Genomic DNA, 12,124 nt, shown 5'->3' with positions numbered 1-12,124 from the left:
AAATATGGAAGGGCTCAATATTATATCGGTGCTGGCACATCTGTTGTCACAAAAACTAATATGGAGGAATGTCACGTTACGATAAAAAGATGAGGAAGAGTTTGCCCTATATAGAGGGGGCCAAGGTAGTTATATTTTAATGGCGTTATGGGTTGGTGTTTGGAAGGGGGAGTCGTATGTCTCTAAAATTCGGTATACAGCCTTTTTGGTTTTGGAACGGCGATATGAAGGACGACGAGATAAAGAGGCAGATAAAGGAGATGGCCAATAAGGGAATAAGAGGCTTTTTTATTCACCCCCGGCAGGGGCTTTCGATTCCTTATTTATCCGAAAAGTGGTTTGATAAAGTGAGCGTCGCAATTGATGAAGCAAAAAAGAGGGGCTTAGAGGTGTGGCTCTATGACGAGTACCCCTATCCCAGCGGGGTAAGCGGCGGTCTGGTTGTGCTGGACCACCCTGAGTTTGAAGCCAAAGCCCTCAAAGCCCAGATATTCGACGTAGAAGGGCCTAAGGCCGTTGATATGGAACTGCCATGGGGCCAAGTATTGTTGGCAAGAGCATATCCAAAAGAAAATGGTTCTATCGCCTGGGATGATCCGGTGGAGCTGTCATACCACATTGGTACAGGCTATAAGGAGAACATCTTTCAAATGAGCGGCCTTACCCAATATAACAGGAAGAGGTTTTTCACCGGAAAACCCATAAAGAAGCTTCACTGGGACGTACCTGAAGGTACATGGCATGTTTATATCATATCTCAGGTAGCGGTGGACAACTTCAAATACTTTGGCAAGTATGTGGATCCGCTAAATCCAGAGGCGATGCGGTATTATATCAATACCACCCATGAGCAGTATAAGAAACATTTCGGGCATGAATTCGGCAAAACCATAAAAGGGATTTTCACGGATGAGATAACGGCTTTTCCGCCAGGAATGCCATGGTCACCCCTTTTGCCCCAGATGTTTGAGAAGAAGAACGGCTATTCATTACTGGACAAGTTGCCTGCACTGTTTGAACGCATGGGTCCTGACACCGATAAGGTGAGGTACGATTACTGGAATACCGTTACAGAGGCTTTTATTGAGAGCTATGAGGTTCAGGTTCGAGATTGGTGTGAGGCCAATAATCTATTGTACGTAGGGGAAAAGCCCATACTGAGAAGTAAGCAGCTGAAATATTTCCATATACCGGGTATAGACGCAGGGCATCAAAAGGTGGGTACAAGGCCCGATGTCGCTAGCTCTAAATACAGGGCAAATGCCAAGCTGGCCAGCTCGGCGGCCCATTTTTACGGGAAGCCCGGCACACTGTGCGAATGTTTCCATAGCATAGGATGGGGTATGACTCTTCAGGATATGAAATGGACCTTCGATTGGCTGGCGGTTCAGGGAATCAACTTTTTCGTACCCCATGCCTTCTTTTATACCACCGATGGACTGACAAAGCACGATGCTCCTCCCTCCAGCTTTTATCAGATGCCTTACTGGTCCCATATGGGTTTGTTATCCGATTATGCGGCCAAAATAACTGATCTTGAGACCAAGGGCAAGCGGAGGGTGGATATCATCATATTGGATCCAGTTTCTAGCCAGTGGACTGCAATGGGGGAAAAGAGGCATTTGAGAGAGAAGCTTGAAAAGGGATTTTCCAGCCTCCAAAGGGCACTTCTGGAGAATCACTTTGATTACTACATAATGGATCCCGAGCTGTTTAGCCAGTGCGATGTAAGGCAAGGGTGCATCAGGTTCAATGGTGAGGAATACAAGGTGCTCATTTTGCCACCCATGCTCAATATGGAAGACTGCGCATTGAAAAAGCTTGAGGAGTACATCGAAAATGGCGGCACCGTCATAGGGGTAGAGTGCTTACCTTTTGAAAGGATTGGCAATTTGGATGCGGGTTTAATGTTCAGCCAGTGGTTTGACGTGGATGTACGCTACATTTATGAGCACTACGTTGGCGATGAAGGCAGGATGGCTAATGGAAGGATTTGCTCCGGCAGTATTGAAGGAGGAGTTTGCAGGCAAGAGGAAAGCCATGATCCGTCCATCGCCGATGAAAAAAACAAGCGGCTATTCTTCGCAAAAAGTGTAGAAGAGGTTATCGATATAATGGAAAAGGTGGTGGAACGCCCTGTTTCCATTGTAAATGATGTGGAAGAAGCCCCTCAGGGATATGACTGCGTGAATGCCACTCAACAAAGGGATATATTGGCAGCGTGTTATCATACCGAGGGTGGGCTGAGCTGTTTTTTGGTCAATACGTCGGGAATGCGGCATAGGGTGAGAATTTATCTTAACTGCAATGGGTTTTTGCATCATTGGATTTATTGCAGCGATCCCGGTTTGGAGAATAGCAAAAGTATCCTTCAGTTTGATGAAGATGTCAAGCTAAAGGGTTTTTCCCTTGAGTTTGCACCCTATCAGGCCTATATTTTGACTTTGAAAGATAGATGCGATGAAGCTATGGATAAGCAGTTCGGGGTTGTAAGACATACCAAAAAGCAAAAGATAGATCTGGATGATGAATGGGAAGTTCAATTAAAGGGGATGAATGCCCTGAGGGTAGGCTTCTGGCGGCTTCAGGTGGAAGGTTGCCATGGAGGAAAGGTGGTGGAATGTAAACCCATAATAGACCAAATTCACGATGCGGGAATTGCGATCCCAATAAAGCTGAAGGATTATTTTGGCTGTCCAAAGCAGTTGGAATTGCCCCCGCTTAACTGCACGTATACAGCAGAATTTTATGTAGAGGATAACGTTAAGCCCCCTATATTGCTTGTCATGGAGCCTGGCAGCTTACAGGGCGAAGGGTATATGATAATTAATGGCAATAGAATAGAGTTGGGTCAATTTGTGCAGCAGGAGATATATCTACCCACCAATCTGGCTGTGGATATATCGCAGTATATAAAGCAGGGGGTAAATGAGATACAGGTGAAGGTAGCTGTTCAAGCCACCCATGATGGGCTTGTGAACCCGCTATACCTCTTCGGATGCTTTGGAGTGAAAAAAGAGGATGGCATGTGGAAACTGTGTTCAATTGGTAGCGCCGGCAAGCCGGGAGATTTAATGGCACTGGGCTTGCCCTTTTATGCCGGCACGTTGGTATACAGGAAAAAGCTTTTGATTGATGGGGCAGCCGATAGGATCGAGATGTTTATAGATGATGCTGCTATGGAAGACGTGGTGAGTCTTTATGTTAATGGCCATAATGCGGGGACCAGGGCATGGAGCCCGTACCGATGGGTGGTAGATAAAAGCTGGATAAAACCAGGGGAAAACGAAGTCGAGCTTCATGTGACCAACACTCTCATACGGCTTTTTGAAGGGCAGTATTTTGATGCGTACAGACATGCTTACGTTGATGTATGTAGCCCTTGATGCTGTGGTTATTCACTGATAATATCCTGCCAACTCCGTTGGTATAAGCTAAATTATCGGGCTTGAAAGTGTTTGCCGGAAAGGTTGATAATTTTATTTTATAATGGCGGGGCGGCACCAAAGCTTCCCCGCCATTTTTATTGCCGGTGAACGTGTTTTAATATCCTATGAAAAGTGTTATAATTTTCGTATCGATGGTTTGGGATAAGATGCTAAGGAGGTAAAGATGAGGTACATTTACAGGGTATTTGCCATTTTGTTGCCACTGTTTTTAGGGATATCTATTTTATCAGGCTGTTCTTATGGAAGGATGGATACGCCTGACGGTTTAAAAGATGGCCAAGGTGTTGACCAAGATGGAAAAACGTTTGGTAGTGATAGCGATAAATCGGAAGGGCAGCAAGAGCAGGGATTGGAAGATGCAAAACAGGATGATCTAGGTCCAGGACAAGGGGACCATCAGTCTCAAAACGATAATGCTCAAGATCAAGGGGATTCTCCGGCTCTGTTTTCTTTGGAGGATAAAATCGAGGAGTATCTGAGCAGGATGACCCTGGAAGAAAAGGTAGGCCAGATGCTTATTATAGGCTTTGATGGGTTTGAAGCACCTGCTGCCGTCAAGGAGATGATACAGAACTACCATGTGGGAAGCGTCATACTGTTTTCCAGAAATGTAAAGGACAGCATGCAGCTGGTCAACCTCATAAACCAGTTAAAGGCTTTTAATGAGGGCAATCCCCTTCCCCTTATAATCTCGGCCGATCAGGAAGGTGGGAAGGTCAGCCGCCTTCCTAAAGATGCTACCCATTTCCCGCCCAATTTGGTATGGGGGAAAAATAACTCAACGCAGCTGGCCTATGATATAGGGAAAGTCACGGCTGTTGAGATGCGCGCTTACGGATTCAACCTGAACTTTGCGCCGGTACTTGACATATGGAGCAACCCCCAAAATACAGTTATCGGCGACAGGGCCTTGGGTACTGATCCTGATGCTGTGGCCCAACTGGGGGTAGCCTTGATGAAGGGGTTGCGAGATGGAGGGGTTATACCGGTAATTAAACATTTTCCGGGGCATGGCGATACCGTTGTGGATTCCCATGTGGACCTGCCTACTTTGAGCCATGATATGCAACGCTTGAGGAGCTTTGAGCTTATTCCTTTTAAACGCGCTATTGAAGAAGGGGCAGATATGGTCATGGTAGCTCACATACTCTTTCCCAATATAACTCAAGAGAAGGTACCTGCCAGCTTATCGCCGGAAATAATTACGGGGGTGCTGCGCCAGGAGCTGGGCTTTGATGGGGTGGTCATATCGGACGATATGGAAATGGGAGCCATACAAAAATACTACGGCATAGAGGAGGCGGCCGTACGGGCAGTGCTGGCCGGGACCGATATAGTGTCCATATGCCACACATATGAAAAGCAGAAGCAGGCTTTTGAGGCCATTATCCAAGCCGTGCATAGCGGCAGAATACCAATGGAACGCATAGATGAGTCAGTGAGGAGGATTATCGCCTTAAAGCTGAAGTACGGCTTAAGTGATCAACCTGCAGACGCCAGCAGCATTTTCATGGTAGTAGGGACAGAGGAGCATAGGGCTGTGGCTAACGAGGCATGGGGGAGGGAATAAGCAATCCTTCCTTTTATTTTGCATAGATTTTTGCTATACTGTATTCTGAATTGCTGGACATAGAATATCTACATCATGCGAAAGAGGGTTTGGCTCATATATGGGTGAGGGTAAAGCGATATATGTAAAAGGCGCAAGGGAGCACAATTTAAAGAATATAGATATATCCATCCCCAGGGATAAGCTGGTGGTGGTGACGGGGCTCAGCGGTTCAGGCAAGTCGTCGCTGGCTTTTGATACCCTGTATGCCGAGGGGCAGAGGCGGTATATAGAGTCCCTGTCGGCATATGCACGGCAGTTTTTGGGGCAGATGGAAAAGCCGGATGTGGATTATATAGAGGGACTTTCTCCCGCCATATCCATTGACCAAAAAACCCCTCGCAGGAATCCCCGTTCCACCGTGGGAACGGTTACCGAGATATACGATTACCTTCGGCTTCTGTTTGCCAGGATAGGCACTCCCCATTGTCCCAAATGCGGTAGGGAGATTAAGCAACAAACGGTTGAGCAGATGGTGGATTATATCATGGCAATGGAAGAGGGGACCAGGATCCAGCTTTTGGCTCCTCTGGTTCGCGGCCGAAAAGGGGAGTACGTACGGCTGCTTGAAGATATAAGGAAGGAAGGCTATGTGCGGGTTAGAATAGACGGGGAGATGCGCGAGCTTTCGGAAGAGATCAAGCTTGACAAAAATAAGAAGCACACCATCGAGGTAGTAGTTGACCGGCTCGTCGTAAGGAAGGGTATTCAGCAGAGGCTCACCGATTCTCTTGAGACGGTGTTGAAATTGAGCGATGGCTTGGCCATTGTGGATGTGATCGGAGGGCAGGAGATACTCTTTAGCCAGAAATACGCATGTCCTGATTGTGGAATTAGCATAGAGGAGCTTGCACCTCGACTGTTTTCTTTCAATAGCCCCTTTGGGGCCTGTCCCAACTGTCATGGGCTGGGGGTTCTGATGGAGATTGATCCCGAACTGGTAATCCCCAATCCTTCTTTGAGCCTGGCGGAAGGGGCAATTGCTGTTCCTGGGTGGAACAGCGGCAATGGCGATAGCATGGCCAGGATATTTTTGGAGGCGCTGGCCGAGCACTACGGCTTTAGCCTATATACGCCGGTAGAAGACTTGCCAAAGGAAATAGTGGATATCATATTGTACGGTACCAGAGGAGAGAAGATTAAGGTAAAATATGACCGGAATGGTTCGGGCTATTTTATGGCTCCCTTTGAGGGTATAATCCCCAACTTACAGCGGCGCTATTATGAAACCGATTCTGAGGTGGCGCGTGAGGAGATTGAGGCGTATATGGGCAGTACCCCATGCCCTGTTTGCAAGGGTGCCAGGCTGAAGCCCGAAGCCCTGGCCGTTACGGTAGGCGGGCTCAATATATACCAGGTGACCAATTTATCGGTCAAAGAACTGCTCGATTTTATCGATGGGCTTAAACTTACCCCTACCCAGCAGTTGATTGCTCATCAGATACTCAAGGAAATTCGCTCTCGGCTCCAGTTCATGGTGGATGTAGGGCTTGATTATTTGACTTTATCGCGCCCTGCAGGGACGCTGTCGGGCGGCGAAGCTCAGCGCATCAGGTTGGCCACCCAGATTGGATCTAGCCTTGTTGGGGTACTATATATATTGGACGAACCTAGCATAGGCCTGCATCAGCGCGATAACGAGAGGCTGATACGCACCTTAAAAAAGCTGAGGGATCTGGGCAATACCGTAATCGTAGTGGAACACGATGAGGAGACCATACGGTCTGCTGATTACATTATCGACATGGGGCCGGGAGCAGGAGCCAATGGCGGGCGGGTGGTTGCTGCCGGCACAGTGGAAGATATCATGAATTGCCCGGAGTCCATTACCGGGCAGTACTTGAGCGGCAAAAAAAAGATAGAGGTTCCTGCAGTGCGGCGGCAGCCAGGCGATAAATGGCTTGAAATAATTGGTGCCAGCGAACACAACTTGAAGAATATAAACGTCAGGATACCGCTGGGCGTAATGACGTGTGTAACCGGCGTCTCTGGGTCGGGCAAAAGCACTTTAGTTAACGAGATCCTCTATAAGGCATTGGCCAAGCACCTCAACCGCGCCAGCGTAAAGCCGGGACGTTATGAAAAAATACTGGGACTGGAGCACCTGGATAAGGTTATAAACATCGACCAGTCTCCCATAGGCAGAACGCCGCGTTCTAATCCTGCCACCTATACCGGCGTATTCGATTATATACGCGAAGTCTTTGCCATGACCAGCGATGCCAAGGTAAGGGGGTATAATAAAGGGCGTTTTAGCTTTAACATCAAAGGGGGACGATGTGAGGCCTGCCGGGGCGACGGCATAATCAGGATAGAGATGCAATTTCTGTCGGATGTATATGTGCCCTGCGAAGTGTGTAAGGGCAAGCGGTATAACCGTGAGACGTTGCAGGTGAAGTACAAGGGCAAGAATATAGCCGATGTGCTGGATATGACGGTTGAGGAGGCCATGGAGTTCTTTGAGAATATACCCAGGATTTACAGGAAGTTGCAAACCTTATACGATGTGGGGCTTGGCTACATCAAGCTTGGACAACCATCGACCACCCTATCGGGCGGTGAAGCCCAGCGGGTTAAGCTGGCTACCGAGCTGAGTAGGAGAAGTACCGGCCGCACCATATATATATTGGACGAGCCCACCACCGGTTTGCACATCGCTGACGTCCATAGGCTCATTGATATCCTGCATAGGCTGACCGATGGGGGGAATACCGTGGTGGTCATAGAGCACAATTTGGACGTGATAAAGACGGCCGACTACATCATCGATTTGGGGCCGGAAGGCGGAGATAGGGGCGGTATGATAGTGGCTCAGGGAACCCCCGAAGAAGTAGCAAAGGTGGAGGAAAGCTATACCGGCCAATTTTTAAAACAGGTACTCCATATGTAAAGAGTAGAATGGGAGTGATACGAATGGAAAGGGCTTTTCGCTATCAGACCGGCGAGGTCGAGGAAGTAATAAGGGAGCTAAGGCAGAAAGGGAGCGTTGAGGTAGATGTGGATTCGGAGGATAAAATAAACCCGTTTTTGAAGGATTTGGAACGGTATGGCATATATGAGCGCAGCGATATTCCCTGGGATTATGAAGCCATAAGCTTTTTTGAAAAGCAGGACTTTTTATGCAGGGTACAGGTGGAGGATCGCGCTTGCCAGCCGCCTAAATCGGGTTTATTTATAGATTTTTACACCGAGTACGTCGAAGAGGATTATGCCGATATATTTTGGGGTTGAATGACCTCTTGCGTGTAAAAGCATATTGGTGAAATAAATGGCGTTTGATAAGAGGTCCTAATGGGATCGCGCCGATTGCTCCTTAAAACATATTTACAAGGCACAGGGATTCCTTTTGCGGGATGTGGACAATGAAAAGCTTGAGGGCCGAGATTTCGGACAGCGAATCGGCCTTTTCTTTTGTGCTTACCAGCTGTTTTACTCTTGCCAGCGTCACGTCGATATTGTCTATTTCTTCATGATCGATAAATATCTGCCACAGATTTTTGGTCTTTTCCCATAGCTGGTTGAAGTATTCCAGCTGCTCATTTGCCGTTTCCCAGTTATCGCCTTTTATAGCCGATTCCAAGCTGTTCAGGGTCTGTTCCAGCGTTTGGGCTGAGGAGGCGAGGGTGTGTTGGGTCCAAATTGCAAAGCCGATAAAGATGATGGTTATCGCCATCATTATTACCAGTACCTTCAATGGGCTCACCTCCGCTTTTCTTTTTCTTCTATCTGTAAGTTCCTTTGGCTGTCAAGATAGGCGAAGAATACGTCTTTGGGTTTAAGCCCGCGGATTTCAAGCTGCTGGAGCAGCCAGTTGATGTCCACGCCGGCTTTAGCAAGGTTTTTGTGCTGTATATGGCCGTCCATGATGAGGGTATATGGTAAGCCCTCGTAGCGGGTAGACAGATTAAGGTCCTCGGCGGTTACCGGCCTTTTTTGAGGTTTGGGTATGACGCTTAGCTGGCCGTTAGTTTCAAGTATAGCGAATTCAACGTCCGATACGTTGACTATGTTCTTTTCTCTCAGCTGTTCCAGCAGGTCGTTTACGTTATAGCGCAGCCGCGCCAGTTCTCTCTGTACGATCTTGCCGTTTTGTATCACGATGCTGGGCGAGCCACATACGATGGTTCTGGCCCTTTCGCTTTTTAAGGTGATGTATGAAATGAACACTTCAGCCAAAAGCAATGCCAGTATGGGCACGATCCCATTTAAAAGGGGCGTGCCGGTGTTTTCCATGGGCACCGATGCCAGTTCGGCTATCATTATGGTGACCACCAGCTCAAAGGGCTGAAGCTCGCCTACCTGTCGTTTTCCCATGATCCTTATCCCCGTGACTACCAGGGCATAGAGTATTAAAGCCCGGAAAAACATCACTAGCATATGTACAACCCCTTACCATTGCTTGTATTTTCATATAATAGGTTGGCTGATATATATATGTTTTATTCCTGTCGGGCGCAGCTGATCCTCATTTTAAGATGTCCCTTTTGGGAAATTCCTAAAAATAGCATTAAATTTTTTCAATTTAACGCTTTACTAATTTAATATACTAAATTATAATATTGTTGTTTTAAAACTAAACGAGATTTGAATGGAGGAATTGAAGTGAAGAGGAGTACAATTGCGATTTTGACTTTGGCATTGATGGTTGGGCTATTATTGAGTGCCTGTGCGGGAGCTCAACAGGCGGCTGACGCTAAGGACGATTCTTTGAAGAGGATAAAGCAGGCTGGAAAGTTTATAGTAGGGCTTGACGACGCATTTGCCCCCATGGGATTTAGGGATGAGAATGGCAATATCGTCGGTTTTGACGTTGATTTGGCAAAAGAGGCCGCAAAGAGATTGGGAGTGGAAGTGGAGTTTAAGCCCATTGATTGGGATAGCAAGGAGCTTGAGCTCAAGAATAGGAAGATAGACATGATATGGAACGGCCTCACCATTACCGAGGAGAGGAAGAAAAACATGGCCTTTACTAAGCCATACCTGGTAAATACGCAGATCATAATCGTACCACAGGGCTCAACTATAAAGAGCAAGGCTGACCTGGCAGGCAAGAAGGTAGGGGTACAGATGAGCAGCAGCAGCCTTGAAGCCTTGGAAAAGGATAAGGAAGTGTTTGAATCTCTGGCCGAAGTGGTACAGTATCCCGATAACCTTGAAGCGCTGTTGGACCTTAAGGCAGGCAGGATTGATGCTGTGGTGGCAGACGAGATACTGGGGAGATATTACATTGAAAAGAGGAATGAAAATTTTGTGATTTTGGAGGACAATTTCGGTACCGAGGAATACGGCGTCGGATTAAGGTTGGAGGATAAGGAACTGCTGGAGGCCCTGGATAAAGTGTTGGATGAGATGAAACAGGATGGCACCATGGCCGAGATTTCCAAGAAATGGTTTGGTGAGGACATCATAAAGAAGTGAGACTCGCGTTGGTATGTCAAAGCTTTTAAGGCTGACGGCCTTTGATTGCGCCGTCAGGCTTTTTTTGCGTTTCTATAAATTTTCAATCGGGAGAGGTATTATGCAGGGATTGGTGCTTGAGGTTATAGGACCAGCGCTTGGGGTAATAAAACCTACGTTGGAATATGTATCGCGTATTATTGTGCCCATGCTCCAGGGTACCGTGGTTACTCTAGAGTTGTTTTTCATTACAATCTTTTTTTCAATTCCTTTGGGGGTGCTTCTGGCGCTGGCGCGCATTTCTAGATATAGGATTTTGAGGGATGTCGTCGGTGGATATATCTGGCTGTTGAGGGGTACGCCATTGCTGTTGCAGGTATTTTTTGTATATTATGGCTTGCCCAACTTCGGGATTACCCTGGACAATTTCCCGGCCGCCTGTATCGCTTTTGTCCTCAACTATGCCGCTTATTTTGCCGAGATTTTCAGAGCCGGCATACAGTCGATTGATAAAGGGCAGTATGAAGGAGCTAAGGTGTTGGGCTTTACCTATTGGCAGACCATGTGGAGGATTATCCTTCCACAGACCGTGCGGAGGGTACTGCCTCCTGTCTGCAATGAGGCCATCACCCTTGTAAAGGATACAGCCCTGGTGTATGCTATAGGCTTAGGCGAGCTTTTAAGGGCTACCAAGATCGCCGTGTCCAGGGATGCTGTGACATCGCCCTTTATAGTAGCAGCTGTATTTTATTTGATCATGACTTATGTGCTGACCAAGGCATTTGATTGGTTGGAACGCCGATATTCAATATATGAATAGGGGTTAGAGGTCCATGTATATGATTGAGGCTAAAAACGTTTACAAGTCGTTTGGGAATTTACAGGTTTTAAAAGGGGTTTCATTGAACGTCAATAAGGGCGAGGTAGTAGCCGTTATAGGCCCTTCGGGATCGGGTAAAAGTACCTTGCTGCGGTGCATCATTCATCTGGAGGTTATCGACAAGGGCTCTATCATAATAGGAGGGCAACCCATTGCGTACGAAGATGAAGAGGGCAGGGCAACATATGTCCCCGATAAGCAGATACGCCAAATATGCAAGAAGGTAGGGATGGTGTTTCAGAACTTCAACCTATTTCCCCACAAGACTGTGCTGGAGAACATCATTGAGGCTCCCATCGTGGTAAACAAAATGCCAAAAAAGGAAGCAATTGATATGGCCGAAGCACTGCTTGAGAGAGTGGGGTTGCTTGACAAGAGGGACAGCTATCCTTCACAACTTTCTGGTGGCCAAAAGCAGAGGGTGGCCATTGCGAGGGCCCTGGCCATGAAGCCTGACATAATGCTGTTTGATGAGCCTACATCCGCCCTGGACCCCGAGCTTACCGGGGAGGTCCTCAAGGTTATGCGGGACCTGGCTGAAGATAGGATGACCATGGTGGTGGTTACCCATGAGATGGGATTTGCACGGGAAGTGGGTCATCGAATAGTATTCATGGATGGAGGAGAGATAATCGAGGAAGGCTTGCCAGAGGAAATATTCTATAACCCACGCAACGATAGGACAAGGAATTTTCTTAAGCAGGTGTTGTGACAGTTTTAAGCCCCCTGCATACCGTGGGGGATTTTTTATTGCCTTAATAGTTCTATCAGAATTATTTTACATGAAAT

Annotated in this window: 9 protein-coding genes; 7 read left to right on the top strand and 2 right to left on the bottom strand. The window is 47.3% G+C overall.

The window, feature by feature from the left end:
• Positions 1–176 precede the first annotated feature (176 nt).
• The 4 genes from FWJ59_RS04830 to FWJ59_RS04815 all read left to right on the top strand — a co-directional run bounded on the left by FWJ59_RS04830 (position 177) and on the right by FWJ59_RS04815 (position 8,289).
• Positions 177–3,386 carry a glycosyl hydrolase gene (locus FWJ59_RS04830; RefSeq protein WP_414480850.1) on the top strand — a complete coding sequence of 1,070 codons (3,210 nt, stop codon included), beginning with the start codon at positions 177–179 and terminating at the stop codon, positions 3,384–3,386.
• 226 nt (positions 3,387–3,612) lie between these two features.
• Positions 3,613–5,019 (top strand): beta-N-acetylhexosaminidase, encoded by a 1,407-nt coding sequence (gene nagZ, locus FWJ59_RS04825; RefSeq protein ID WP_414480849.1) that lies wholly within the window; start codon positions 3,613–3,615, stop codon positions 5,017–5,019.
• A 100-nt stretch (positions 5,020–5,119) separates the two neighbouring features.
• The gene (gene uvrA, locus FWJ59_RS04820) at positions 5,120–7,948 is read left to right on the top strand and encodes an excinuclease ABC subunit UvrA (RefSeq protein WP_414480848.1); all 2,829 of its coding nucleotides are present in this window, start codon (positions 5,120–5,122) and stop codon (positions 7,946–7,948) included.
• A 23-nt stretch (positions 7,949–7,971) separates the two neighbouring features.
• A complete protein-coding gene (locus tag FWJ59_RS04815; RefSeq protein WP_414480847.1) occupies positions 7,972–8,289 on the top strand; it encodes a hypothetical protein in 318 nt (105 codons plus the stop codon).
• Positions 8,290–8,371: 82 nt separating this feature from the next.
• Here the strand turns inward: FWJ59_RS04815 and FWJ59_RS04810 are convergent, their stop codons facing one another.
• Both FWJ59_RS04810 and FWJ59_RS04805 read right to left on the bottom strand, forming a co-directional pair.
• Entirely contained in the window at positions 8,372–8,752 is a 381-nt protein-coding gene (locus FWJ59_RS04810) for a DUF4363 family protein (RefSeq protein WP_414480846.1), read from the bottom strand.
• A 5-nt stretch (positions 8,753–8,757) separates the two neighbouring features.
• Positions 8,758–9,435, bottom strand: coding sequence for a DUF421 domain-containing protein (locus FWJ59_RS04805; RefSeq protein WP_414480845.1), 678 nt, complete (start codon positions 9,433–9,435; stop codon positions 8,758–8,760).
• Between the two features lie 225 nt (positions 9,436–9,660).
• Here FWJ59_RS04805 and FWJ59_RS04800 point away from each other — a divergent pair, with 225 nt between their 5' ends.
• The 3 genes from FWJ59_RS04800 to FWJ59_RS04790 all read left to right on the top strand — a co-directional run bounded on the left by FWJ59_RS04800 (position 9,661) and on the right by FWJ59_RS04790 (position 12,047).
• A complete protein-coding gene (locus tag FWJ59_RS04800) occupies positions 9,661–10,476 on the top strand; it encodes an amino acid ABC transporter substrate-binding protein (RefSeq protein ID WP_414480844.1) in 816 nt (271 codons plus the stop codon).
• 157 nt (positions 10,477–10,633) lie between these two features.
• The gene (locus tag FWJ59_RS04795; RefSeq protein ID WP_414480851.1) at positions 10,634–11,275 is read left to right on the top strand and encodes an amino acid ABC transporter permease; all 642 of its coding nucleotides are present in this window, start codon (positions 10,634–10,636) and stop codon (positions 11,273–11,275) included.
• A 13-nt stretch (positions 11,276–11,288) separates the two neighbouring features.
• Positions 11,289–12,047 carry an amino acid ABC transporter ATP-binding protein gene (locus FWJ59_RS04790; protein ID WP_414480843.1) on the top strand — a complete coding sequence of 253 codons (759 nt, stop codon included), beginning with the start codon at positions 11,289–11,291 and terminating at the stop codon, positions 12,045–12,047.
• The last annotated feature ends 77 nt before the right edge of the window (positions 12,048–12,124 follow it).

The organism is Caldicoprobacter sp. (assembly GCF_047459465.1).
In the GTDB taxonomy this organism is placed as follows: Bacteria; Bacillota; Clostridia; order Caldicoprobacterales; family Caldicoprobacteraceae; genus Caldicoprobacter.
The sequence above is the reverse complement of the archived record's forward strand: the minus strand, read 5'-3'. Positions and strand labels throughout refer to the sequence as shown.